Annotated in this window: 20 protein-coding genes and 2 pseudogenes; 11 read left to right on the top strand and 11 right to left on the bottom strand. The window is 72.0% G+C overall.

Annotation, left to right across the window (positions count from 1 at the left end; genetic code table 11):
- Nucleotides 1-17 precede the first annotated feature (17 nt).
- The 4 genes from BUE44_RS31000 (at nt 18) to BUE44_RS30985 (ending at nt 3,887) form a co-directional block, all read left to right on the top strand.
- Nucleotides 18-953 (top strand): ABC transporter ATP-binding protein, encoded by a 936-nt coding sequence (locus tag BUE44_RS31000; protein ID WP_073502344.1) that lies wholly within the window; start codon nt 18-20, stop codon nt 951-953.
- Entirely contained in the window at nt 953-1,801 is an 849-nt protein-coding gene (locus BUE44_RS30995; protein ID WP_073502343.1) for a hypothetical protein, read from the top strand. The genes BUE44_RS31000 and BUE44_RS30995 overlap by 1 nt, the downstream gene beginning before the upstream one ends.
- Before the next feature lie 86 nt (nt 1,802-1,887).
- Nucleotides 1,888-3,213, top strand: a complete 1,326-nt coding sequence (locus BUE44_RS30990) for a sensor histidine kinase (protein ID WP_079190236.1) — start codon at nt 1,888-1,890, stop codon at nt 3,211-3,213.
- Nucleotides 3,210-3,887, top strand: a complete 678-nt coding sequence (locus tag BUE44_RS30985; RefSeq protein ID WP_073502342.1) for a response regulator — start codon at nt 3,210-3,212, stop codon at nt 3,885-3,887. The genes BUE44_RS30990 and BUE44_RS30985 overlap by 4 nt, the downstream gene beginning before the upstream one ends.
- 130 nt (nt 3,888-4,017) lie before the next feature.
- On the opposite strand, the pseudogene BUE44_RS30980 reads toward BUE44_RS30985, so the two are convergent.
- Nucleotides 4,018-4,365 (bottom strand): annotated as a pseudogene (locus BUE44_RS30980) (alpha/beta fold hydrolase); the annotation flags it as partial.
- 237 nt (nt 4,366-4,602) lie between these two features.
- Between BUE44_RS30980 and BUE44_RS30975 the strand changes: the two are divergent.
- Nucleotides 4,603-5,160: a GNAT family N-acetyltransferase gene (locus BUE44_RS30975; RefSeq protein WP_073502341.1), complete on the top strand. Its 558-nt coding sequence runs from the start codon at nt 4,603-4,605 to the stop codon at nt 5,158-5,160.
- A 46-nt stretch (nt 5,161-5,206) separates the two neighbouring features.
- Here BUE44_RS30975 and BUE44_RS30970 read toward each other — a convergent pair whose 3' ends face one another.
- On the bottom strand, nt 5,207-5,587 hold the full coding sequence (locus tag BUE44_RS30970; RefSeq protein WP_073502365.1) for a winged helix-turn-helix transcriptional regulator: 381 nt from the start codon (nt 5,585-5,587) through the stop codon (nt 5,207-5,209).
- Between the two features lie 72 nt (nt 5,588-5,659).
- Between BUE44_RS30970 and BUE44_RS30965 the strand changes: the two genes are divergently transcribed.
- Entirely contained in the window at nt 5,660-6,349 is a 690-nt protein-coding gene (locus BUE44_RS30965) for an NADPH-dependent F420 reductase (protein ID WP_073502340.1), read from the top strand.
- Nucleotides 6,350-6,487: 138 nt separating this feature from the next.
- Here the strand turns inward: BUE44_RS30965 and BUE44_RS30960 are convergent, their stop codons facing one another.
- Together BUE44_RS30960 and BUE44_RS30955 are read right to left on the bottom strand one after the other, a co-directional pair.
- Nucleotides 6,488-7,486, bottom strand: a complete 999-nt coding sequence (locus tag BUE44_RS30960) for a cytochrome d ubiquinol oxidase subunit II (protein ID WP_073502339.1) — start codon at nt 7,484-7,486, stop codon at nt 6,488-6,490.
- Entirely contained in the window at nt 7,483-8,922 is a 1,440-nt protein-coding gene (locus tag BUE44_RS30955; RefSeq protein ID WP_073502338.1) for a cytochrome ubiquinol oxidase subunit I, read from the bottom strand. Before BUE44_RS30955 ends, BUE44_RS30960 begins: the two co-directional genes overlap by 4 nt.
- A gap of 352 nt (nt 8,923-9,274) precedes the next feature.
- On the opposite strand from BUE44_RS30955, the gene BUE44_RS30950 reads away from it, so the two are divergent.
- Together BUE44_RS30950 and BUE44_RS38975 are read left to right on the top strand one after the other, a co-directional pair.
- Entirely contained in the window at nt 9,275-11,431 is a 2,157-nt protein-coding gene (locus BUE44_RS30950; RefSeq protein WP_073502337.1) for a SpoIIE family protein phosphatase, read from the top strand.
- A gap of 435 nt (nt 11,432-11,866) precedes the next feature.
- Nucleotides 11,867-12,103, top strand: a pseudogene (locus BUE44_RS38975) (hypothetical protein); the annotation flags it as partial.
- Nucleotides 12,104-12,424: 321 nt separating this feature from the next.
- On the opposite strand, the gene sigJ reads toward BUE44_RS38975, so the two are convergent.
- Both sigJ and BUE44_RS30935 read right to left on the bottom strand, forming a co-directional pair.
- Entirely contained in the window at nt 12,425-13,318 is an 894-nt protein-coding gene (gene sigJ / locus BUE44_RS30940) for an RNA polymerase sigma factor SigJ (protein WP_073502336.1), read from the bottom strand.
- Nucleotides 13,319-13,429: 111 nt separating this feature from the next.
- Nucleotides 13,430-14,401 carry an NAD-dependent epimerase/dehydratase family protein gene (locus tag BUE44_RS30935; RefSeq protein WP_073502335.1) on the bottom strand — a complete coding sequence of 324 codons (972 nt, stop codon included), beginning with the start codon at nt 14,399-14,401 and terminating at the stop codon, nt 13,430-13,432.
- A gap of 396 nt (nt 14,402-14,797) precedes the next feature.
- Between BUE44_RS30935 and BUE44_RS30930 the strand changes: the two genes are divergently transcribed.
- Entirely contained in the window at nt 14,798-15,880 is a 1,083-nt protein-coding gene (locus tag BUE44_RS30930) for a lytic polysaccharide monooxygenase auxiliary activity family 9 protein (RefSeq protein ID WP_073502334.1), read from the top strand.
- Between the two features lie 106 nt (nt 15,881-15,986).
- Here the strand turns inward: BUE44_RS30930 and BUE44_RS30925 are convergent, their stop codons facing one another.
- Nucleotides 15,987-16,850, bottom strand: coding sequence for an SDR family oxidoreductase (locus tag BUE44_RS30925; RefSeq protein ID WP_235002636.1), 864 nt, complete (start codon nt 16,848-16,850; stop codon nt 15,987-15,989).
- 473 nt (nt 16,851-17,323) lie between these two features.
- On the opposite strand from BUE44_RS30925, the gene BUE44_RS30920 reads away from it, so the two are divergent.
- Nucleotides 17,324-17,710: a thiol-disulfide oxidoreductase DCC family protein gene (locus BUE44_RS30920; protein WP_073502332.1), complete on the top strand. Its 387-nt coding sequence runs from the start codon at nt 17,324-17,326 to the stop codon at nt 17,708-17,710.
- Nucleotides 17,608-18,045, top strand: a complete 438-nt coding sequence (locus BUE44_RS39645) for an ice-binding family protein (RefSeq protein ID WP_079190234.1) — start codon at nt 17,608-17,610, stop codon at nt 18,043-18,045. The genes BUE44_RS30920 and BUE44_RS39645 overlap by 103 nt, the downstream gene beginning before the upstream one ends.
- Here BUE44_RS39645 and asnB read toward each other — a convergent pair.
- The 4 genes from asnB to BUE44_RS30895 are packed head-to-tail and all read right to left on the bottom strand — an operon-like array spanning nt 17,969 to nt 23,475.
- Nucleotides 17,969-19,798 carry an asparagine synthase (glutamine-hydrolyzing) gene (asnB, locus tag BUE44_RS30910; protein ID WP_073502331.1) on the bottom strand — a complete coding sequence of 610 codons (1,830 nt, stop codon included), beginning with the start codon at nt 19,796-19,798 and terminating at the stop codon, nt 17,969-17,971. The two genes, BUE44_RS39645 and asnB, sit on opposite strands and share 77 nt — an antisense overlap.
- Nucleotides 19,799-19,838: 40 nt before the next feature.
- A complete protein-coding gene (locus BUE44_RS30905) occupies nt 19,839-21,125 on the bottom strand; it encodes an aspartate aminotransferase family protein (RefSeq protein ID WP_073502330.1) in 1,287 nt (428 codons plus the stop codon).
- A complete protein-coding gene (locus BUE44_RS30900; protein ID WP_073502329.1) occupies nt 21,122-22,228 on the bottom strand; it encodes a hypothetical protein in 1,107 nt (368 codons plus the stop codon). Before BUE44_RS30900 ends, BUE44_RS30905 begins: the two co-directional genes overlap by 4 nt.
- Complete coding sequence (locus tag BUE44_RS30895; protein ID WP_073502328.1) at nt 22,225-23,475, bottom strand: GNAT family N-acetyltransferase; 1,251 nt, start codon at nt 23,473-23,475, stop codon at nt 22,225-22,227. The genes BUE44_RS30900 and BUE44_RS30895 overlap by 4 nt, the downstream gene beginning before the upstream one ends.

The following is a 23,475-nucleotide window of genomic DNA, read 5'->3' as shown; positions in this document are numbered from 1 at the left end:
GAAGACCAGGGTGAGCGATGATCGAGGCACACGAGCTGACGAAGCGGTACGGGGACAAGACCGCGGTCGACGGGCTGGGCTTCGTCGTCCGGCCCGGCACCGTCACGGGATTCCTCGGCCCGAACGGCGCCGGCAAGTCCACCACGATGCGCATGATCGTCGGACTGGACGCCCCCACCAGCGGCTCCGTCACGGTCAACGGCAAGCGCTACGCCCAGCACAGCGCCCCGCTGCAGGAGGTCGGCGCGCTCCTTGAGGCCAAGTCGATCCACCCTGGTCGCTCCGCCTACCACCACATCAACGCGCTCGCCCTCTCCCACGGCATCCCGCGCCGCCGGGTGGAGGAGGTGATCGAGCTGACCGGGCTGCAGTCGGTGGCCAGGAAGCGGGCCGGAGCGTTCTCCCTCGGCATGGGGCAGCGCCTGGGCATCGCCGCCGCGCTGCTGGGCGACCCCGCCACCGTCATGCTCGACGAGCCGGTCAACGGGCTGGACCCCGAGGGCGTGCTGTGGATCAGGAACCTGCTCACCGGGCTGGCCGCGGAGGGCCGCACCGTCTTCGTCTCCTCGCACCTGATGAGCGAGATGGCCCTGGTCGCCGATCACCTCATCGTCGTGGGACGCGGACGGCTGCTCGCCGACACCACCGTCAAGGACCTCGTCCGCGCGGCCGGCGGCGACACCGTGCGGGTGGCGACCGCGGACCCGGCCCGGCTCCGCGAGGTGCTGGCCGGGCCCGGCGTCGAGATCACCGGCGAGGCCGGCACGGAGGAGCTGCAGGTCGTCGGCATGACCGCTCGGGCGATCGGCTACAAGGCCGCCGAGCACGGCATCCCGCTGTTCGAGCTGAGCGACCGCACCGTATCCCTGGAGCAGGCCTTCATGGACCTGACCCGGGACGCCGTCGAATACCACGGCACCATCGGCATCGACACCACCGGGAAGGCCGCCTGATGACCACCGCCACCACCACCCAGCCCCCCGCCTCCGCGTCCGTCGAACCGGCCCGCCCCCCGTACAAGGTGACCGGCGGACGGGTGCTCCGCTCGGAGTGGGCCAAGCTGTGGACCCTGCGCTCCACCTGGATCACCCTCGGTCTCGGCCTGCTGTTCCTGGTCGCCTTCGGGCTGATCGCCTCGGCCCGCTACAAGTCCGCCATCACCTCCGGTGACCACATGGACGCCGACTTCGCCAGGTCCACGTCGGTCAGCCTGTCCCTGTTCGGCACGAACTTCGCCCAGCTGGCTCTCGGCGTGCTGGGCGTCCTGGTGACCGCCGGCGAGTACTCGACCGGCATGATCCGCTCCACCCTGGCCGCGGTCCCGCGCCGCCTGCCGGTGCTGTGGTCCAAGGCCGCCGTCTTCGGCGTGGTCGCCCTGGTGATCAGCACCGTCGGAGCGTTCGTCACCTTCCTGTTCGGCAGCGGCATCGTCTCCGGCACGCCCGCCGCCATGACCATCTCGCACGCCGGAGTCGTCCGCGCCCTGTTCGGAGCGGGTCTCTACCTCGGCCTCGTCGGTGTCATCGGCACCGCGCTCGGCGCGCTCCTGCGGTCGGTGGCGGGCGGCATCTCGGTCCTGGTCGCCACGCTGATGCTCATCCCCGGCCTGGTCTCGCTGCTGCCCAACGCCTGGGCGGACCACATCAGCCCCTACCTGCCCGCCGCCGCGGGCCAGTCGATGTTCGCCGTGTACCGCGACGCCCACACCCTGTCGCCCACGGCGGGCCTGCTGGTCTTCCTGATCTGGACCGCGCTGGCCCTTGCCGGTGCCGCGTGGCGCCTGGTGCGTACCGACGCCTGACCGGGCGCCGCCGGGCACCCGGCGGCCCTCGCGGCGCCGGCCACCGCCGGCGCCGCGACACAGCGACTGGCCCCACCATGGAAGACATGACACCGGTGAACAGCTACGACAGCACCCTCGGCGGCGGGCAGGACACGGCGCTCCCGCCCGCCGACGCGCTGTCGGGGCATCCGCTGGTGGCTCGTGCGGCCCGGATCGGCCAGCGGACCCGCCAGGCGGACCGCAACCGGCCCTGGGTCCTGGACACGGCCGTGGTGACCTGGGTCTTCCTGATGTTCTGCGTGCCCGACCTGGTGGATTCCGACGGCCCGCACCACATCCACGCCATGATCACCCGCCTGCCGCTGGCCGGGACGCTCGCGCTGCAGGCCGGCCTGGTCCTTCCGCTGCTGTGGCGGCGCCGCGCTCCCACGGTGACGTTCACCCTCGTGCTGACCGTCTTCCTGGTGCAGCTGTCGCTGGGGGTGCTGCTGCGCGCGGACGCCGCGCTGCTCGTCGCGGTGTACAGCCTGGCGCTGCACGGACGCCTGCGCCATCTGCCGTGGGCCGTCGCGGCGATGGCGGGAACGCTGAGCCTGGTGGCGGTGCGCTACTCCAGCGCCGTGTCCGCCCCCGACGCGTTGTTCTTCCTGTTCAGCACCGCGACCGCGGCCGTCGCCCTGGGACTGGCCGTGCGCATCCGCCGCGCCCAGCTGGCCGGTCTGCGCGAGCGCGCCGCGCGGCTGGAGACCGAGCGCGACCAGCGCAGCAGGCTGGCGGCGATCACCGAAAGGACCCGGGTGGCCCGGGAGATGCACGACATCATCGGCCACAACCTGTCGGTGATCATCACGCTGGCCGACGGCGGGGCGTACGCGGCCGAGGCCACACCCGAACGCGGCAAGGAGGCCCTGCTGCTCATCGGGAGCACCGGCCGCAGAGCCCTGGGCGAGCTGCGGCGTATGCTCGGCGTCCTGCGCGAGCAGTCCGACGCCCCGCAGCTCAACCCGCAGCCGGTCATCGCGGACCTGGACGCTCTGTACACCCGCATCCGCGCCGCCGGACCCCGTGTCGTCTACCACTCCGGCGGCGACCTGGACACGCTCGACCCCGCCGTGCAGCTGATGGTCTACCGCATCGTCCAGGAAGCCCTGACCAACACCCTCAAGCACGCCGGTCCCGACACCCGCGCCGACGTCGCCGTCAGCCTCGACGGCGCCCGGTTGCGGGTGCGGGTGCGCGACACAGGCCCGCCCGGCGGCCCGGCGCAGCGTCCGCCGCACACCGAAGGGCACGGGCTGAGCGGGATGCGGGAACGGGCGGCCCTCTACGGCGGGCAGGTCGTCGCGGGACCCGGCCCCGGTGGAGGATGGACTGTCGAGGCCGTGCTCAACCTCGCTCCCGTACCCGAACCGTCAGGCGGACCGACGTGACCACCGTTCTCATCGTGGACGACCAGCCGCTGCAGTGCCTGGGCTTTCGCATGCTGCTGGAGAGCGCACCCGGCATGGAGGTCGCCGGCGAGGCGGCCCACGGCGCGGAGGCCGTCAGGCAAGCCGCCCTGCTGCGGCCCGACGTGGTGCTCATGGACGTGCGCATGCCCGGCATGGACGGCATCGAGGCCACCCGCCGTATCGTCGCCACCGGGGGCCGCTCCCGCATCCTGGTCCTCACCACCTTCGACGTCGACGAATACGCGCACGCCGCGCTGCGGGCCGGCGCCAGCGGCTTCCTGCTCAAGGACGCCCGGCCGGAAGAGCTGCTGGCCGGCATCCGCGCCGTCGCGAAGGGGGACGCGGTGATCGCCCCGGCGCTGACCCGGCGCCTGCTCGACACGTACGCCGGCCACCTGCCCGCAGGACCGCACCACCGCGGGGCCGACCGCGACGCGCGGTGGCAGGCCCTCACCGACCGCGAACGGGAGATCCTCCTCGCCATCGGCGAGGGCTACACCAACGGCGAGATCGCCGAACGCCTGGTGCTGTCGGAATCCACCGTCAAGACGCACGTCGGCCGGGTGCTGGCGAAGATCGGCGCCCGAGACCGCGTCCAGGCCGTGATCTTCGCCTACGACCTCGGCCTGACCCGCCCGAACCCCTCGGGCTGAACCCGGCGGCCCGGCACGTCGGCTCCACCCCGGCGGGGCAGCCGGTTCCGGTGCACCGGTCGGCCAGGGAGCCGTACGCCTGACGTGCCGCCGCAGCCGGGCGGCCGGGTGCCGGCGGCTACTCGGAACCGTCGAGCGTGAGCCGCAGCGCCACGGCGCCCCCGCGGTCGTGCCCGACGAGGGCGAACCGGCGGTGCCCGAGGTGTCGCATCACGGCCACCACGTCCCCGGCGACCGCCCGCTTCGCATAGCCGAGGTGATCGGCCGTGAACCGCGGCCCCCTGGACCGCCCGTAGCCGCGCAGGCCCGGGCACACCACGGTGTGACCGGCTGCCACGAGCAGCGGAGCGACCCGGTGCCACGTCGCCGACGTGCGCGGATGACCGTGCAGCAGCACCACCGGCGGCCCCTCGCCGCCGAAGCGGACGAAGACGGACGCCTCACCGACGTCGACCCGCGCCTCCCCGAACCCGTCGAACGCCCCGGCCCCTCCTCCGAACCCTGCCCTGCCCGCCGCCCGGCACCGGCTTTCCCTGCCCCGGCGGACAACGGTCACACCCGTGCGGCGGGGGACGTCAGGAGTGGAACCAGACCTTGGCCGGCCCCCGTCGAGCGCGGTCCGCGGTCCGCGGCCCGCGCGGCAGGAGCACCACCGACTGCCGCCCGGTCGGAAAACCGGTGGCGGGCCCGGCCGCCCCGCGGTGAGGATCGCGGCATGTCCACCTTCCTGGAGACCGGCCGGCTCGTCCTGCGGGCGTTCACGACGGCCGACACCGACCGCCTGCTCGCCCTGGACAGCGACCCCGAGGTGATGCGCTTCATCAACGGAGGCCGCCCCACCAGCCGTGAGGCAGTCGAGACGCGGGTGCTGCCGCGGCTCCTGCACGACCACCCGTGCTGGGCGACCCGCGGCTACTGGGCCGCGCAGGAGACAACCACCGGCACCTTCCTGGGGTGGTTCGAATTCCGGCCGTTGGACGAGCGCGGCCCCGCCGCGGTCGAACTCGGCTACCGCCTGCAGCAGGCGGCGTGGGGGCACGGTTACGCCACCGAGGGGTGCCAGGCCCTGATCCGCAAGGGGTTCACGGATCTGGGGGTCGAGCGGGTCACGGCGAACACGATGGCCGTCAACACCCGTTCCCGCCGCGTCATGGAGAAGTCGGGACTGTCCTTCGTCCGGACCTTCACCGGGGACTGGCCGGAAGCGATCGAGGGCTCCGAGCACGGTGAAGTCGAGTACGCACTCACCCGGGCCGACTGGGCGCAGCGGTAGCCGTCAGGTGCCGGCCGTGCACGCGCCGGGAGCTTCGGTGACCGGTTCAGCCGGCAGGAGGGGGGCTGTGCGCGGCGGCAGTGCACGCCGCGTCCTGGGCGGTCATCACCTCGTCGCCGTGCTCGAAGCCCCACGCGCCGACGGCGTCGATGGGCGCGAGCAAGGTCTGCCCGAGCGCGGTGAGCCGGTATTCGACGCGTGCGGGTGCGCCGGGGTGTGCCTGCCGGTCGACCAGTCCGTTGAACTGCAGCCGGCGCAATGTCTCGTTGAGGACCTTGGAGCTGATGCCCCCGATCCGCTCCCGCAGTTCGACCGGACGCCTGGGGCCGTCGCGCAGGGCCCAGACCACCACGGCGTTCCAGGTGTTGGAGAGCAGGTCGAAGGCGAGGCGGGCGCGGCAGTCGGCGAGGAAGGCGTCGGTCGTCACGTACCACATGGTGCCTCAACCGCCTTCTAGCGTCGGTGGGAACGGCGAAGCAGGCACGGAGAGGACCGCGGGATGAGAATCGGCGTATGGGGAACGGGCAGCATGGCCGACGCGCTCGCCACCCACTGGGTGCGGGCCGGCCACGAAGTGACCGTCGGGGGACGGGACGCCCGCAAGGCGGAGCGGCTCGCGATGCGTATCGGAGGCGGCGCGAAGTCCGCCGGTCTGCGCGCGGCGGCCGAGTCCGGTGAGGATGTGGTGCTGGCCGCGCTGCCTTACGAGGCGGGAGCAGGCGTGGCACGGGAGTTGCGCGCGTCCCTGGAGGGCAAGGTGCTGCTCGACTGCTCCAACCCGGTCGGACCGGGCTTCCGGCTGCTGACCGGAGGAGGCCCCTCGGCCGCCCAACTCCTGGCCGCGGCGGCGCCGGAAGCGCACGTCGTGAAGGCGTTCAACCTCTGCCACGAGGACGTATGGCGCATGCGGCCACCCGTCTTCGACGGGCGCCCACTGGCCGTGCCCGTCTGCGGGGACGACGAGAGGGCCCTGGCACGCGTCAGCGAGTTGGTGCGGGACGTGGGGTGCGAACCCGTGGCGGGCGGCGGTCTCGACCGTGCGGGCCTGCTGGAAGCGACCGCCGCGCTGTTCATCGCCCTGTGGGTCGGCGAGGGAGCGGATGCGCAGGCGATAGCCCCACCGCTTGCTTACGCGACCGGACCGGCACACCCGGAACGCCCGCCGCAGGAGGCCGCCGGGCAGCGGTAGCGGCGGCCACTCAACCGCCGAGGCCTCGGCACGACAGGAACGGTACCGCCTCGACAGGCGCGGACTCCCCGACAGCTCGCCGCGGCCCCGGCCCGGGCGGTCATCCGGTCCCTGAGCCGGTGGCCGGTGCGGGGGCCGTCAGGCGCGGGCGCCGAGCCGGCCTCGGTTCTGGAGGATGTACAGCCAGGCCAGCGACGGGGCGATCACCGCCGCGGCGGTGATGGCCACCCCCGTCAGGACCCACAGTGTGCTGTCGGGCGCCGCCGCCTCGGCGATGGTCAGATGGGTACCCAGCAGGTACGGGTACTGGGCGACGCCCCACCCGCAGACGACCGCGGCCACGGCGAGTGCCGCCAGGATCCGCTCGCCGACGTGTCGGCGCAGGGCCAGGATCAGCAGGCTCGCCACTCCGCTGACCATCGAGATGACGAGCAGGGGCAGTCCCCGGTGGCTGAGCTGGTGGAACAGCCGTGGTGCGTCGGCGTCGAGGACGAAGATGCCGCCGATGCAGACCAGGCCGGTGACCACGCCGGCGAGCAGCGCCCGGGCGCGGAAGGCGGTCTCGACATCGTCGCTGTGCAGGCGCCGGGCGTCCGCGCTCAGGAAGACGGCGGCGAGATAGGCGCAGACCAGTACGGCGAGGACGCCGCCGAGCGCGGAGGTGGGGTTGAGCCAGCTGGTCACGGGGTCGCCGTGCCCGCCGGTCGGCACCCGGCCCGAGGCGAGAGCCCCGGCGACGCTGCCGAAGCAGTACGGCGTGATCACCGACGAGCAGGCGAAGGCGACCCCGTAGAGCCGCTGTTCCGCGGTCCGCAGCGCCACCTTGCGGAAGGCGAAGCCGGCACCCCTCAGGACGATGCCCAGCGCGGCCAGACCCAACGGGATGTACAAGGTGGTGGTGATCGCGGCGAAGGCCGACGGGAAGCCGGTCCAGAGCATCACCAGGCAGTAGATCAGCCAGGTGTGGTTGGCCTCCCAGACCGGCCCCACGGACAGGTCGATCAGGTGGCGTGCGGCACGGCCGCGCTGCGCCCCGCCCGCGGTCAGGTCCCAGAAACCGGCCCCGAAGTCCGCCCCGCCGAAGAGGGCGTACGCGACGACGCCGGCGAACACGAGGACGGCCACGGCATTGGTCACGGCCGACCGCCTGTCACGCTCTCCCGGTCGGGCAGCGGCGGGTTCGGGCCGTAGGGGACGGAAACCGACTCGTCACCCTCCTGCTGCCACTGCCTGGTCAGCGTGCGCGCCACCAGCAGGGCGCCGCTTGCCACCGCGACGTAGATGACCAGGGCTGCGGAGAACAGCAGCCACAGATTGCCCACGGTGGTGACGGCGTCCCGGGTCAGCAGGAGGCCGACCACGGTCCAGGGCTGCCGGCCCACCTCGGTCGTCACCCAGCCGCTCTCCAGGCAGACCACGGCCAGCAGGCCGCTGACGGCGGCGCAGCGCAGGAACCAGCGGTTCGACGGCACCTCGCGCCGCCGCCACCACAGGAACGCGAACCACAGCACCAGCAGCAGCAGGACCGACGCGGTGCCGACCATCACGTCGAAGGCGAGGTGGACCACGGTCACCGTCGAGTCGTCGGGGCGGACCGTCGGCGCGATGGCGTCGAGGCCCTTGATCCTGGTCGACGGGCGGAAGCCGGCCAGCAGGGAGGCCGTCGAGGGGATCGAGAGCCCGTAGCGCGGTCGGCCGTCGAGCATGACGCCGAGGAGGGTCTCGGGCACATGGGTGGCGGTCTTGGGCAGCATCTCCAGGGCGGCGAATTTCGCCGGTTCCCGGTCGTAGACCTGGCGGGCGATCGTGTCCCCGACGATGTACTGGATGGGTACGGCGACGCCAGCCACCAGGAATCCGATCAGGAAGCCGAGCCGGTGGTAGTGGTTCCGGCGGCCCCTGAGCATGCCGACGGCGTACACCCCGGCGACCACGAAACCCGCCACGATGTACGCCGCGACGAACATGTGCAGGGCTTCCAGCCAGAACGCCCCGTTGAAGAAGACCCGCCCCGGGGAGACGTCGACGATCCGTCCCGCCCGCACGGTGATGCCGTCCGGCTGGTTCATCCAGCTGTTCGCGGCCACCACCGAGGCCGTGCCGCCGAGGCCCGAGACGACGACCGGCACGCCCGTCCAGAAGTGCACCCAGGGCGGGAGCCGCTGCCAGCCGTAGATGTAGATCGATACGAAGATCGCCTCAAGGAAGAAGAAGATGCCCTCGATGGCGAAGGGGAAGCCGAAAGCCGCGCCGTACTTTCCCATCAACCCCGGCCACAGAAGGCCGAGTTCGAAGCTCAGCACGGTGCCGGTGACCGCCCCCACGGCGAAGAGCACGGCGGCCATCTTCGACCAGCGCAGGGCAAGCAGCATCGCCTGCTGGTCGCCGTGCCGCAGCCCGCGGTAGTTGGCGATCAGCATCAGCGTCGTCAGGGCCACGCCGAACGGGACCAGAATGATGTGGAAGCCCAGCGTGAAAGCCATCTGCTCGCGTGCCGGCAGCAGCTGGGACGGGTCGCCGGCCGATGTCACCGCCTGGGCCAGAACCCCGTACGCACTGTGGGTGGACACCATTCCCGCATCGTCCCGGATCCGCCGGGCCGGAGGGACCGCCACCACCTAGCCGCCGCGGTCACCACCCGTTCGGCGGCAGGCCGCCTGCCGGGCCCCCGCTGAACAGGAGGGCGGCGCACCCCGCCTCCCGGATCGCCGCATCCGGCCACGCCGCGCGACCGTGTACCGCCCAGCGCTGTCCCGCTGTCCGCTGACTGCCACGATGACAGGTGCACGGTATGGACGTACTCTTCCGTTAGGCCCGTATTGTTCCGTCCTCGTGGCGCCCCTCGCGCTCACGGAGGGAGCGGTGGCGAGCCCGACCGGAGAGACCGCTACAGGGCGCGCTGACGACTTCGTGAGGCAAGCGACCATGACCGTCACGGACAGGAACCGCGACGGGGCGGACGTACTGGATGCCGCCCTGCTGGAGGCGGTGCGGCAGACCGGCGCGTCCGTGGGCGGCATCTACCTGCTGTCCGACTCCGATCAGGTGCTGCATCTGGCGGTCGTGTACGGGATACCTCTCGACCTGCTGGCGTCGTGGAACCAGGTGGCTCTCGCCGCTCCGCTGCCGGTGGCCGACGCCGTTCGCGATGACCGGCTGGTCTGGGTGGGCACCCAGGAGGAACTGGTGCGGTGCTACCCGCGCGCGGCCGTGGCCCTGCCGTACCGGTTCGCGCTGGCCGCCACGCCTCTCAGCGGCAGCGACCGGTGCTGGGGCGCGCTCATGCTGGTGTGGCCCTCGTCCCACCCGCCGCGACTCACCGACCGCCAGCGCGGCCACATCACCTCCAGCGGGCGCCGCGTCGCCCGTCTCCTGGAGAGAGCGGCGAGCAGCCGCGACACACGACTGCCCGAATCCTTCCCCGAACCGCGCCTGGTGACTCTGCCCCCTGCCGGCCGGCCCCGCACCGGCCGGACGGCCGAGGACTTCGCGGAGCGCCTGCCGGGCGGCTGCGTCTCCCTGGATCTGGACGGGCGCATCACCTTCCTCACCAGCGGCGCCGTAGAACTCCTGGGGCTCAGCGCCGACCGGCTGATCGGCACGCTGCCGTGGCAGTCGCTGCCCTGGCTGGACGATCCCGTCTACGAGGACCACTACCGAAGTGCCGTCATCAGCCGCGAATCCCGCTCCTACCTGGCGCGGCGGCCGCCCGACCGGTGGCTGCGCTTCGAACTGCACCCCGACGCGAGCGGCATCAGCGTGCGGATCACCCACGCGCCGACGACCGCGGCGCAGCCGACCGGGCAGTCGGAAGCCGCCCCGCCCACCGACGCGGCGCGCGGCGGGGCCGGGCGGCTCTACCAGCTCATGCACCTGGCGGCGGCCCTCACGGAAGCCGCCGGAGTGGCGGACGTCGTCGACCTGATCGCCGACCAGATCATGCCCGCCTTCGGCGCACAGGGTCTGATGCTCACCACCGTGGACGGCGGGCGGCTGCGCGTCATCGGCTCCCGCGGATATCCCCCGGCCGTCGTAGAGCGCCTCGACGGGCTTCCCGTGGACGCCGATCTCACCCCGGCGGGCGACGTGCTCGCGGCCAACATGCCGCAGTTCTTCGAAAGCGCCGAGGACCTCGCGGCGGCCTATCCACGGGCCCCCGCTCTAAGCGGCAAGCAGGCCTGGGCCTTCCTGCCGCTCAACGTCGCCGGGCAACCGGACGGATGCTGCGTGCTGTCCTACGCGCGGCCCCGTTCCTTCACCGCTGACGAGCGTGCCGTCCTCACCTCGCTGGGCGGCCTGATCGCCCAGGCCCTGGACCGCGCCCGTCTGTACGACGCCAAGAAGGACGTCGCCCACGGACTCCAGCAGGCGCTGCTTCCCCATCGACTGCCCTCTGTCCACGGTCTCGACATCGGAGCCTGTTACCTCCCCGCCAGCTACGGGATGGACATCGGCGGAGACTTCTACGACATCATCTGCCTGGACCCCACGACCTGCTCGGCGGTCATCGGCGATGTCCAGGGGCACAACGTGGCCGCCGCCGCGCTCATGGGCCAGGTGCGCACCGCGGTGCACGCGCACTCGAGCGCCGCCACGTCCCCGGGCGAGGTACTCGTCCGCACCAACCGCCTGCTGGCCGACCTGCACGCCGACCTGCTGGTGTCCTGCCTCTGCGTGCACTTCGACATCACCCACTGCCGGGCGGACATCGCCAGCGCCGGCCACCCTCCGCCGCTGCTGCGCCACAGCGACGGCCGCACCGACGTCCTGTCGGTGGAGCCCGGCCCGCTGCTCGGCGTCGCCTCCGACGCCGCCTACCCCGTCACCAGGGTCGGTTTCCCGCCTGGCGCGCTTCTCGCCCTGTACACCGACGGCCTCGTCGAGCAACCGGGCCACGACATGGCCGAGTCGATGAACGTCATGGCCTGCTGCCTGTCCGAGGCCCGCGACGAGGATCTGGACGACCTTCCCGGCCTCATGGACACGCTCGTCCGCACCACCCGTCCCGGCGGCAGCCACGCCGACGACATCGCGATCCTGCTCCTACGCGCCCAGACCCGGAACGGTTCCGCCGCGACGTAGGCCCGTGCGCGAGTCCGCCGTACGCCTTCACCCGGCAGGCGCACCGCGGCGTTGGGGCCAGCGCGGCCGAGGGCTGCGCGGGGAGCGGCGAGTGCAGGACTCGACACCGTCCCAGGCGGAGGGCGACCGCAGCGACCGGGTCCCAGGCGGACGCGAGCCACGTGGAACTGCCCGTACCCGACTACGACCACCTGCAGACGTCCAGCCTGGAACACCGGCTCCGCTCTGCTCCCCGAGGCGGATCTGCGTGTCCTGCCGGCGTACGAGGAGTCGCACGCCTACCGGTTGCCGGTCAAGACGGTGCTCCAGGCGCGGCTGCGGCAGGTACAGGAGGGCTCCCCCGCTCTCGTCGGGTTCGCCGGACGGGCGCGCCGTCGAGCAGGCCCCGCCGCCGACGGCGGTTCGCCGGTCTCACCCGGCACCAGCAGCCCGCCGATCAACCCCACGACGCACGGCGCGCCGCAGAACCCCGATCAGCAGCACGCGTGGGAGCCGGGCCTGAACCAGACCGTCTGCGGCCTGTCCCTGAGCCGGTCGCAGCAGGGCCGCTTCCCGCACGTCACCTGGGCCGACACCTTCCCCGAGTCCGGGGGCGCGGCCGACCGCGTCCAGCGGGTGTGCCCGCGCTGCGCGTCCGTCGCGGGACGGCGGGGCCCGCGCGCCCGGCGACGAGCCGCGCGCGGCGTCGCCGCCGGGTTTCACGCGAATGCGACAACGATGGTGAGTGTGGGACGTCCTCCACCGTGTAGAGCGTCCTTAGCTCCGGAGTTCCACGACCGGCTCCGCGCCGGGGTCCGGATGAGGGAGGGCTGGGGGCGGGGCCGACGGCCGCCGTGATCGCCCCCGGTCGGTCGCGGCCGACACCGTGGTCGGATCCGACAGCTGCGGGACGGCGGCAAGCTGGTCGACGGCCCCAACAACGGCAGCGACCTCGTGTACGGGTCCAGCGGACCGACGGTTGTCGCGGACGGTGCTGAAGCGGCCGCGCGGCCGCTACGTCTGAGGAGCCACACGCGTGAGCTTTTCCGGGTTGAGGACGGCGAAAATGCCGTGGATCAGGCCGTCCTGACGGATGTCGAGCGCGACGAGCTGGCGGCTGCCGTCGACTTCGGTCCACACCGCGGGCGAGCCGTCGTTCACGCTGACCAGCCGTGTCTCGCCCAGACCGTAGCGGGCGAGAAGGCCGGTCAGGAACGCCAGGACGATCTCGCGGCCCTCGACCGGTCGCAGCGCGGCGCGGACCCTGCCTCCGCCGTCGTTCCACACCACGACGTCCTCGCTCAACAGGTCGGTGAGGGCGGCCAGATCGCCCTGCTGAGCCGCATCGATGAAGCGGCCCAGCAGTTCGCTGTGCGCGGCCGGGTCGGGGCGGAAGCGCTCGCGGTCGGCGGCGAGGTGGCGGCCGGCCCGGCTGTGCAACTGGCGGCAGTTCGCGACGGTCACGCCGACGATCGAGGCGATCTCGCCGTAGGGCAGCTCGAACGCCTCGCGCAGCACGAACACCGCCCGCTCCGGCGGGGTCAGGCGCTCCATGAGGTGAAGTGTCGCGTACGCGAGCGAGTCCCGCAGCTCGGCGGTCTGGGACGGTCCGAAGGCGTCGGACGCGACCGGTTCGGGCAGCCACGGCCCGGTGTACGCCTCGCGCGTCACACGCGCCGCCCGTAGCTGGTCCAGAGCCAGGCGCGAGACGACGGTGACGAGGAAGGCGCGCGGCACGCGGATCTCGGCGCGGTCCGCCGCGGCCCAGCGCACGTACCCCTCCTGCACCACGTCCTCGGCATCCCACATACTCCCCAGGAGCCGGTACGCGAGGCCGAGGAGCAGCGGTCGGTAGTCCTCGAAGACGGCTTCGGGGGTCGCCGTGGCAGGCGGGGGCGTGGCGGTCATCGGTGGAACCTCCCTCGGTCCTCCGTACAGGGCGATGTGCAGGGAAGCCGGCGGGAAAGCCAGCGGGGAACGGGAGCTGTGGAGCCCCGTGCGGGGCGTCCCACCTCCGCATCATGCATCGGGACGCGAGCCCGAGGGGCCCGCCTGGGTGCCGGCGGCGTCCGCGATGGACAGGCCGTCGCGCCACGAGGCGTAGCCGGGGCGCCAGTTGAGGGTGAGGCAGGCCCTGGCGTTGTCGGCGCCACGCAGCCGGTTCATGAAAGCGACGCCCCAGCCGCCGACCGCGAGCCGGGCCAGCGCGGCCGGAGCCCTCTTGGGTGCGGGTGCACCGAGCCGGGCGGCGAACTCCGGCAGCCACGTGTGCAGCGGTGCCGGGTCGTCGTCGACGACGTTGAGGGCGCCGACCGCCACGCGGTCGAGCGCGGCGACGATCGCCGTGGCCGCGTCGTCGGCGTGCGTGAAGGAGAACACCGCGTTGCCGCCACCGACCAGTGGGACCTTGCCCGCCCGTACGTGCGCGGTGAAGGCGCCGTCGGCGGCGTACGCGGACCCCGGGCCGTACAGGTGCCCGAACCGCAGGACCGTGCCGCCCGCCGCGACGGTCTGCTCCTCCAGCGAGACCAGCGCGGCGAGCACCGGTGCGAACGGGCGGGGGGTCGCGTCGTGCCACAGCGGGGCGTCCTCGTTGGCGAGTCCGGCGCCCGGTTGGTAGCCGTACGCGAGTCCCTGGGCGACGATCCGCCGCACGCCCACCCTCCGGCCGGCCTCCATCAGGTTGCGCGTGCCTTCGGTGCGCAGCCGGTTGGTGAGCGCGAACTCCTCGGCCATATGGCGCGGGTTGATGTCGGCAGGGATGGCGGTGAGCAGGTTGACGACGGCGTCAGGCGCGGCCCGCCGTACGGCGGCGAGCAGTTGGTCGCGGTCGAGCGCGTCGGCGACGACCACGTCCACGCCGAGCGCCTCGAGCGCGGAGGTGCGCCGGGAGCTGCGGGCCAGCGCGACCACATCATGGCCGACGGCAGTCAGCAACGGGACGAGACGGCTGCCGATGACGCCGCTCGCTCCGGCAACGAGAACACGCATGATGACGGACTCCTGAGTTCGTGCTGCGGCGGCCCTACGGGTACCGGGCCGCCCGGTGACGGCATCAGGACGGGCGACCGTCCGATCCCGTGACAGCTGCGAGGGGTGATCCGGGTCACATCAGGGGGCCCGATCGCTTGTCGACGTTGCCATCGCCCTGACGCCCGCGCCGCTGCCCTCCGGCGTCCCCGCGCGTCAATGCAGGAGGCCGGGCAACCGGCCCTGCCGCCGGGGTGGACGCGCCGCCGAGCACCCGGACGGGTTGCCGGCCGGCAACCCGTCCGGGTGAACGCCGCGTTCGCGTCTGGCGTGTCGCTACCTGAAGATGCGTCACTGTGTGTGATCGCATGTGTCGCGGTGATATGCCGCGGGACGCGTCTCGAGGAAGGGAATCAGATGAGCGACCACCGGAATGCGGCCCCGTCCGACCTCCGTGCTGACATCAGATACCGAACCGACGGCACCTACGAGGTGCACGGCATCCGCCTGAGGTGGCAGATCGGCGGCAACAGCCCCGATCAGGGGACCTGGCCGCCACCTGAGGACTGGAACGACGGTGAGGCGGACTACCCGCACGTCTACGAGGTGTGGATCAACGGCCAAGCCCGGCAGACCGTCTTCCTGTACTGGCCCACCTGGGACTGGGCGCCGTCCAACTCCCACTGGGTGGACCTCGGTGAGGTCCCTGACAGCGAGTACAGCGTGAAGATCCGTGCCAAGGTGGACGGCCAGTTCACACCCTTCACGGAAGAGGTGACCGTGAGCTCGGGGAGTTCCCGGCCCTGGTCGGCTCCGAAGCGGCCGCGACCGGCCACCACGGACGGCGGCGGGGACGCGGCGCCCCGGCACGGCACCGTCAACCACCCGCGCAGCCGCGCGGCTGCCGCCATCCGTGATGAGGATTCCTCGAAGATCTGCGTGGAGGCCCGCAACCTGAACACCAGCACCGTCTGGCAGGAGGTGACTCCGGGCGCCGACCGGATGCTCGCCGACTATCCGTGGAACGACGAGCTGAAGTACCTGGAGTACCGCAAGTTCTTCCAGGGCGCGACCGTCGCCTCCACGGGCAACCCGGCCTTCCGCGGTCTGGATCTGGCGCCGAACCCCGCACTGGGCGAGTGGCCCCTGACGGAACTGGACACCTCCGCCCACAGTCAGACCTTCACCTACGACTACATGGCCTACCACACGTCGGAGTCCTGGTCCCACCGGTGGTTCGTCACCCGCGAGGGCTGGGACCCGACCAGCGGCCTGGCCTGGGAGGACCTGGACCCGACCCCCTTCCTGGTCGAGGTCCAGGGCTCGCACAACGAAGAGGAGTCCGACACATGGGAGTTCGCGACCTTCCCGCAGCGGACCGGCAGGGCAGCCCTCGTGCACATCTGGGGCGGCCACGGCGGCCCTGACACCCCCGACGGCGGCAACGGCGGCAAGACCGGGGAGTTCTTCGCATCCACCTGCGACGTGCTGCTGAGCTGACGCGAAGGGCACTGCCAGACTGTGGTCACGGCGCGGCAAGGCCGGACGCGCCTCAGCGGCGGGCAGGTCCCGGTGGCGGTCCGTGCGTTGCGGTTCGGGCCTCGGCTCAGCCCTGCGCCAGTTCCGCCACGGGCTGCCACTTCTCCCACACCGCGAGACGCTGCTCGTAGTCGGCCTTGGCGATGCCGAGCGGCGCAGAACCGAAGAAGCAGCGGAGCGGCGGCTCCTCCGCGTCCACGATTTCCAGCACGGCCGCGGCGGACGCGGTCGGGTCGCCGGGGGTGCCGACACGCTTGCGCCGCTGCACCTGCACCTCCTTGTGGAAGTCCGCGTACGCGGGCAACGGCTCGGATGTGCTCGACGAGGAACCCGCCCAGTCCGTGGCGAACCCGCCGGGCTCGATCAGTGTGACCTTGATGCCGAACGGCGCGACTTCCTGCGCCAGCGACTGGCTGATGCCTTCGAGCGCCCACTTGGACGCGTGGTAGATCCCGACCAGCGGGAAGGCGCTGATGCCTCCGATGGAGGAGACCTGGAGGATGTGGCCACTGCCCTGCTCCCGCAGGAACGGCAGTGCGGCCTGGGTGACCCACAGGGCCCCGAACAGGTTCGTCTCCAGCTGAGCGCGGGCCTCCGCCTCGGTGAGCTCCTCGACCATGCCGAAGTGGCCATAGCCGGCGTTGTTGACCACCACGTCGAGGCGTCCGAACCGCTCGTGCGCCTGGCGGACCGCCGCGAAGTCGGCATCACGGTCCGTTACGTCCAGACGCAGGGGCAGCAGCCGCTCCCCGTACTTCTCGCGGAGGTCGTCCAGGGCGGACAGGTCGCGGGCGGTCGCGGCCACCGAGTCGCCGCGTTCCAGAGCGGCGACGGCCCACTCCCGGCCGAAACCGCGTGAGGCACCGGTAATGAACCAGATCTTCTGCGTCATGGTGTGCTCCTCAAGGAAACTCGTCACCCGTTCAGTCATCCCGTCTCGATCCTTCTCCCACCAGCCAACACCCTGGAGTGGACTCGAAGGCAACTGCCATGACGCGCCGGCCGCGGCGGCGCCGCCCGAGCATGTGCATCCTGAGCAGGGGGTGAGCCCTGCCGTGTCGGCTGGGAGGGTTCCCGACCCCGCTGCCCAACGGCCTCGACCTGGTCGCGGCCGGCCCGCTGACGTGCGCCGGCATCACCGCCTTCAACGGGCTCCGGCAGGCCGGGGCCACGCCCGGCTCGCGCGCCGCCGTGGGTCGGCACCGCGCGTCAGAGATCCGGCCCGCGTACGCCGCGACGTGGTGCCCCTGGCGAGCGGCGACGACCTGCTCATGGAGCCGAGGGTCTTCCCAACCACCGTCGGACCCGCGCTGTTCCGGCTGACCGGGTGAACGGAACGCTGGGTTGCGTGCACCGTGCGCAGGTTGCTCCGGCGGAAAGTGCTGGGTGGGTCATGATGGTGCGATGTCGATCCGACCTGTCCTCGTCTATGACGGGGACTGCGCTTTTTGCTCCAGATGCGTGGCGCTCGCCGAGCGACGGCTGCGGCTTCGCTGTGCGATCGTTCCGTGGCAGCGGGCGGATCTGGCGTCCCTCGGGGTGGATCGACGGCGGGCCGAGCACGAGGTGTTGTGGATCACGCCGCCAGGTGTCGTGTACGGCGGCGCGGAGGCCGTGGCGAAGTTGCTGCTCAGCGGGGGCGGGGCGTGGGCTGTCGCGGGTGCCCTGCTGCGTATGCCGCCCATCCGGTGGATCGCGGGCGGCGTCTACCGCGTGATCGCGGACAACCGCGACCGGATGCCGGGCGGCACACCCGCCTGCGCGCTCCCTGCGGAGCACAAGCTTCGATAGGTGCACCCATTTGCCCGGCGACTCACATCGCCCCGATTCCTACCCTGAGGGCGGTCGCCCTCCAGGCCCAGAGCGATCTGACGACGGCCTACGACAACGCCGCCGGCCAGGCGCCGAACGCGAGCATCAGTGGCGACCTGGGCGGCCAGACCCTGCCTCCGGGCGTCTACAACGCCACGTCCTCCATCGGGCTGACCGGGACGCTCACTCCGGACGCGGCCGGCGACCCCAACGCGGTCTGGCTCTTCCAGGGACTGTTCAGGCGAGCGAGACGCCGTAGGCCCGCATCCAGGCGTCGACCTCGAGGATGGGAAGCACGAGGTGGCTGGAGTTGAGCCAGGTCATCGTCTTCGAGCCGGACTGGGTGAGGGCCTCCACGCGCTGGGAGTCGAACACGCCGTGCAGGGGGGAAAGGGGGTCGCTGAGGATCTTGTCGATGGAGCGCATGACCTCCGCGTTGTAGGCGGGGTCGTGGGTGCCGGGGTAGCCGCTCTTGGGCCGGTCCAGGGTCTCCTGGGGGAGGATGTCGGCGAAGGCGAGACGCAGCAGGCTCTTCCAGCGGCCGTCGGCGTTCTTCATGTCCCACGGCACGTTCCACACGTATTCGACCAGCCGGTGGTCGCAGTACGGGACACGTACCTCCAGGCCCACGGCCATGCTCATGCGGTCCTTGCGATCGAGGAGATAGGCCAGGGGGCCTTTCAGGTTGTAGTACATGACTTCCCGCATACGGGCGTTGAGTCCCTCTTCGCCGGGCAGCCGGGAGACTTCCCCCTTGAGGGTGAGATAGCGGTCGTTCTCCGCCTCGGCCGGGCGGACGCGCCGGTGCAGGTCGGGTGCGAAGGCGTCGGCCAGGCGTGGGGCGTCCCCGATCCACGGGAAGCGGTCGCGCCACACGAGCCGCTCGTCGTGGTACCAGGGATAGCCTCCGAAGACCTCGTCCGCTGCCTCTCCCGACAGCGCCACCGTGGACTGGTCCCGGATCGCCTGGAACAGCAGGTACATCGAGCTGTCGAACTGCCCCAGGGACGGCAGGTCGCGGGCGCGGCGGGCGGACGGCACGGCGGCGAGGACATCGGCGGTCTGCAGCATGATGTTGTGGTGCACGGTGCCCAGGTGGCGGGCGGCGAGCCGTGCGTAAGGGGCGTCCCGTTCGGGCCGTAGCTCGGTCGGTTTGAAGTCCTCCTCGTCACCGGCGAATTCGACGGCGAAGGTATGCAGCGGGCCTTCGCCGGCCGCTTTCAGACGGCGGTTGGCGAGGGCGGCCATGATGGTGGAGTCCAGCCCTCCGGACATCATCGCGGAGCGTGGTACGTCGGCGACGAGCTGGTGGTCGATGATGTCCTCGAAGAGTTCCCTGACGGTCGACACGGTGGTGTCCAGGTCGTCGTGGTGTTCTCGGCTGACCAGCCGCCAGTAGGAGTACTCGTGGCCGCCGCTGCGGGAGAAGCGCAGGACGTGGCCCGGGCGGACCTCGCGCAGTCCGCGCAGCGGGGTCTCACCGGGGAGGGCCAGCCGGGCGTTGAACAGGACGGGCAGGCTCTCCTCGTCCACGACCGGGTGGAAGAGGGGGTTCGCCATGATCCCCTTGGGCTCGGAGGCGAAGAGGATCCCGCCGGAGTAGGCGAAGTAGTAGAGGGGCTTGACGCCGATGCGATCGCGGGCCAGGAGGAGTTCCTCGCGCCTGGCGTCCCAGACGGCGAAGGCGAACATGCCGTTGAAGTGGTCGACGCAGGCGGCGCCCCATTCGAGGTAGGAGCGCAGGACCACCTCGGTGTCGGAGCGGGTGGTGAAGCGGTGCCCGCAGGACTTGAGCGTCGCGCGCAGCTCGCGGAAGTTGTAGACCTCGCCGCTGTAGACGAGGACGACGGGCTCCTGGTGGGGCTCGGTCACCTCGACGGCGGGCTGCGTGCCGCCCTCCAGGTCGATGACGGACAGGCGGCGGTGGCCGAGCACGGTGTGGGGTCCGAGCCAGCTGCCTGCTGCGTCGGGCCCCCGTAGGGCCATGGTGCCGGTCATGCGGTCGAGGGTCGTGTGCTCATGGCTCAGATCACGGGTGAAGTCGGTCCATCCGACGATGCCGCACATGGGTGTCCTTTCCGGGACTGCTGGAGTGAGGCCGCCGATGTCAGGCGGGAGCAGAGGTGGGGGCGCTGTGCCGCGCGGCCGTGTCGAGGATCCGGGTGGCCTGCGTGATCTCCTCCTCGGTGACGGTCAGCGGCGGGGAGATCCGCAGGGTGTTGCCGTGGCGTCCGCCGAGGCCGATGAGGAGGCCATGGGCGCGGCACGCCTCGACGTGGGCGCGGGCGGCCTCCGGCGCGGGCCGGCCGGCGTGCGGATCGATGACATCGACGGCCAGCATCAGTCCCTGACCGCGGGGGTCCGCCAGATGCGGATGGGCCGCGTCGAGCCGGCGCAGCTCCGTCAGGAGGCCCTGTCCGGCTTTCTCCGCGTTGCGCTGCAGGTCGTGGTCGAGGATGTGGTCGAGGGTCGCCAGTGCGGCGGTGCAGGCCAGAGGACTGCCGCCGAAGGTGGAGATGGACTTGCCCGGGATGCTGTCCAGGATGTCCCGGCGGCCTATCACCCCGCCCAGCGGCAGCCCGTTGGCTATTCCCTTGGCGAAGGTGATCACGTCGGGTTCGAGCCGGTGGAGTTGGTGGCCCCACCAGGCGCGGCCGGTACGCCCCCAGGCGGTCTGCACCTCGTCGCAGACGAGGACCGCTCCCCGCTGTGCGGCGATGCGCGCGTACTGCTGGAGCAGGGCGGTGGGCGGGGTGTGGAAGCCGCCGAGGCCCTGGACGGGTTCCACGATGAGCGCGGCGGGCGGTGCCTGGTCGGCGAGTCGTGCCTCCAGGTCGGCCACCGGGTCCTCGGGCGGCTGCTCGGCGCCGTCCGCGGAGGTCCTGCCGTTGGACGCGAAGGTGACGTGGAAGGGCGAGTACGGGCTCGGTCGCCAGCCCGGCAGCCCGGACACCGCGGTGCTGGTGAGCGACCGGCCGTGGTAGCTGTCGGTGAGGGCGATGACGTGGTTGCTGCCGGTGCGGCAGGTGGCGGCCAGCAGTGCGGTGTCGTTGGCCTCCGTACCGGAGTTGGCGAAGAAGACGGCCGCGTCGGGGATGCCGGACTGCTCGGCGAGGCGTTCGGCCAGGCGCACCTGGGCGTCGATGAGGTAGAGGGTGGAGGTGTGGGCGATGCCGGTGTCCAGCTGGCGGTCCAGGGCGCGGCGGAATTCCTCGATGCCGTAGCCGAGGGAATTGGTCAGGATGCCGGCGAAGAAGTCGAGGTAATGGTGGCCCTCGCTGTCGGTGACGGTGCGCCCGGTCGCGGACACGGGCTGCAGCGGCTGCTCGTAGTAGGTGGTGACCCAGCGGGGCAGGACGCGCCGGTGGCGCTCGTGGAGGTTCTGCGAGGTCATGTGCCCTCCTGGGCTGGGGAGGTCGGTGACGGGAGCTGGAGCAACCGCCTGCGCAGGGCGAGTTGCCGGGCGCGCAGTTCCTCGACGTCCTGCGGCCCGAAGGTCGTCGGGGCGTCGGGCCAGTACTCGCGCAGCACGTTCAGCGTGGCGGGGGTGAAACGGGCCTTGCCCTGCTGGTCGACACTGATGCCGTCGAGGGCGGACCACTGCGCGTTGCAGGCGACGGACTCCCGTTCCGACATGCCGGGTGGCAGCCGCAGCGCGACGCTGCCTCCGGTGATGACGACGGGGTAGCCGCCCGGTCTGCCCTGCGGCGCGGCGACGTGTCCTGCGTAGTGGTCGCGCGGGTGGGTGAGGGCCTCCAGCACGGCCGCGCCGGCGGCTGCGCCGATCTCGTTGAGATCCGCGCGGGGCCGGCTGCGGCCGCGCTGGAGTATGTCGTGAACGGCGGTCAGGGGCTGCTCGTCGAGCCAGGCCCGGACCTCCTGGTCAGGCGTGGGCGGGGTGTGCAGGTGGGCGTGGTGGGCGAGGACCTTCAGGCGTGACTCGTCGCCCAGTCGCAGCTCGCTGCGGATGAGGCTGACGAGCGTGGAGACGTTGCCCAGTCCGCACAGGACGGGTAGCCCGGCACCGTGCAGCATGGGGTTGACGGCGTCGGGGAAGCACGCGTTGACCACCGCGGTGCGGGGGCTGGCTTCCGCGGAGGCGGCGGCGGCGCGCAGTGCGGTTGCCGCTTGCAAGGGCAGCGTGACGCCCAGGCCCGTGGTGTGGATGAGGTGGGTCCACGCGGACGGCAGCCCGCGGGTGTCGGCGGGTGAGTAGTCCGAGGAGCAGACCGCCAGCACGCGCGGTTGGTGGCGGCCGAGCAGGGGGCGCAGATCGGCGCCCTGCCGCAGGTCCAGGCGGTGCGGGCAGAAGCGGACGGATCGGTCCGCGAGGACGGCGTGGGCGTTGGCGAGGCCGGCGAGGTGCTGGGCGCGGTCGCGGTCGCGGCTGACGAGGTGCACGACGGTCGGCCCGCTCGCGCGCTGGGCGAAGGCTCTCACCAGAGCACCGGCGAAGGCACCGGTGCCGAGGACAACGACATGGCGGGGACGGTTCACAGCCGCGCCCCTGAGGGTAATCCGCGCACGCTCAGGTGCTCCAGCACAGTGTCGAGATGGATGATGTCGGGCTCGGCCAGTCCCGGGCACCGGGCGCTGAGATCGAGGCGGGGCGGGCGGTGGTCGTCGGTGTAGTAGACCGGCGTCAGCCTGCCCAGGTCGTCCGTCCGGAGCAGCGGATTGGCCACCAGGAAGTCGCGGACGGCGGGGGTGTCCCGGCGCGGATAGATCCTGACGCGTTTGGTGGCGAAGTGGTTGGGAGGCCACTCGGGGTGGGCACCCAGCTTGCGCTTCCACTGGAAGATGCCCTTGCTGACGTACGCCTCGGTGCCGAACAGGTCCACGCGCGCGACCTGCTGCTCGCAGGCCCAGCGCAGCAGGAGGTGGTAGAGCGCCTTGAAGGCGCCGGACCGGTAGTGCTCGTCGCGGCCGTCGAGTACGCCCAGCAGCCGGGTGGTCAGGGTGCGCCGGTCCTTGGACCAGTGGCACAGGACCCCGGCCACGCGGGTGCCGGCCTGGCTGACGAAGAACAGGGTGCCGTGCCGCAGCACCGCGTAACGGGCCACGTCGAGCCGCTCGGTACGGCTGTGGTCTCCGTGCCGGTTGCGCATGGTGGGACCGTGCATGCGGTGGTAGAAGAAGGTGAGTGCCCCGGGCGAGGAGTCCTCCTCCAGCGCCCACTGGTGCTCCCGCTGGTCGCGGCGGAACTGCTCGCGTTCCCGTTTGGAGATCAGCCGTGCCATCTCCGGCTGGGACGGCGGGACGTCCACCACGAGGTGGAGGCGGAAGGGCGCGGTCAGGCTGCCGTGTTCGGGCAGCCGGCTCAACGTGCGCTGCTCGGCTCCGACCACGACGAGATCGGTGTCGGGCCACCGGCCCGCGGCCAGGTCGCTCCAGCGGACGGCGGTGTCGGTGTGCTGGACGGTCGCCCATCCGAGCCGGGAGCGCTGGTCTTCGAGGAGCTGGAGGATGTTCGTACGGCCCACCGGCAGACCGGCGTAGCCGATGCTCACACCGCCCTGGTCGGCGAGGGAGGAGACGGCCGGCACGGTCCGCGAGAGGCCGTCGGCCTTGCTGCGGACGGCACGCCAGCCGGGGGCCGGGGTGTTGTTCCACCAGTAGGAGAAACGCGCCTTGACCGGGGTGAGAACACCGGACCGTGGCGGGCGGCGCCCGCCCGCCCCTTCCGTCGGAGCGGAGAGGGGCGGGGCCGCCGCGGTGGACGGGATGTGGTCATGTGTCGTCAT

Source organism: Actinacidiphila paucisporea, from assembly GCF_900142575.1.
In the GTDB taxonomy this organism is placed as follows: Bacteria; Actinomycetota; Actinomycetes; order Streptomycetales; family Streptomycetaceae; genus Actinacidiphila; species Actinacidiphila paucisporea.
The sequence above is the reverse complement of the archived record's forward strand: the minus strand, read 5'-3'. Positions and strand labels throughout refer to the sequence as shown.

What these genes read in the sequence shown, in the direction of transcription:
- BUE44_RS30935 (WP_073502335.1), bottom strand. Translation starts at nt 14,401, where the DNA reads ATGCGTGTTCTCGTTGCCGGAGCGAGCGGCGTCATCGGCAGCCGTCTC.
- BUE44_RS31000 (WP_073502344.1), top strand. Translation starts at nt 18, where the DNA reads ATGATCGAGGCACACGAGCTGACGAAGCGGTACGGGGACAAGACCGCG.
- BUE44_RS30920 (WP_073502332.1), top strand. Translation starts at nt 17,324, where the DNA reads ATGTCGATCCGACCTGTCCTCGTCTATGACGGGGACTGCGCTTTTTGC.
- BUE44_RS30895 (WP_073502328.1), bottom strand. Translation starts at nt 23,475, where the DNA reads ATGACGACACATGACCACATCCCGTCCACCGCGGCGGCCCCGCCCCTC.
- BUE44_RS30925 (WP_235002636.1), bottom strand. Translation starts at nt 16,850, where the DNA reads ATGACTGAACGGGTGACGAGTTTCCTTGAGGAGCACACCATGACGCAG.
- BUE44_RS30905 (WP_073502330.1), bottom strand. Translation starts at nt 21,125, where the DNA reads ATGACCTCGCAGAACCTCCACGAGCGCCACCGGCGCGTCCTGCCCCGC.
- BUE44_RS30975 (WP_073502341.1), top strand. Translation starts at nt 4,603, where the DNA reads ATGTCCACCTTCCTGGAGACCGGCCGGCTCGTCCTGCGGGCGTTCACG.
- asnB (WP_073502331.1), bottom strand. Translation starts at nt 19,798, where the DNA reads ATGTGCGGCATCGTCGGATGGACCGACTTCACCCGTGATCTGAGCCAT.
- BUE44_RS30930 (WP_073502334.1), top strand. Translation starts at nt 14,798, where the DNA reads ATGAGCGACCACCGGAATGCGGCCCCGTCCGACCTCCGTGCTGACATC.
- BUE44_RS30950 (WP_073502337.1), top strand. Translation starts at nt 9,275, where the DNA reads ATGACCGTCACGGACAGGAACCGCGACGGGGCGGACGTACTGGATGCC.
- sigJ (WP_073502336.1), bottom strand. Translation starts at nt 13,318, where the DNA reads ATGACCGCCACGCCCCCGCCTGCCACGGCGACCCCCGAAGCCGTCTTC.
- BUE44_RS30990 (WP_079190236.1), top strand. Translation starts at nt 1,888, where the DNA reads ATGACACCGGTGAACAGCTACGACAGCACCCTCGGCGGCGGGCAGGAC.
- BUE44_RS30965 (WP_073502340.1), top strand. Translation starts at nt 5,660, where the DNA reads ATGAGAATCGGCGTATGGGGAACGGGCAGCATGGCCGACGCGCTCGCC.
- BUE44_RS30995 (WP_073502343.1), top strand. Translation starts at nt 953, where the DNA reads ATGACCACCGCCACCACCACCCAGCCCCCCGCCTCCGCGTCCGTCGAA.
- BUE44_RS30955 (WP_073502338.1), bottom strand. Translation starts at nt 8,922, where the DNA reads ATGGTGTCCACCCACAGTGCGTACGGGGTTCTGGCCCAGGCGGTGACA.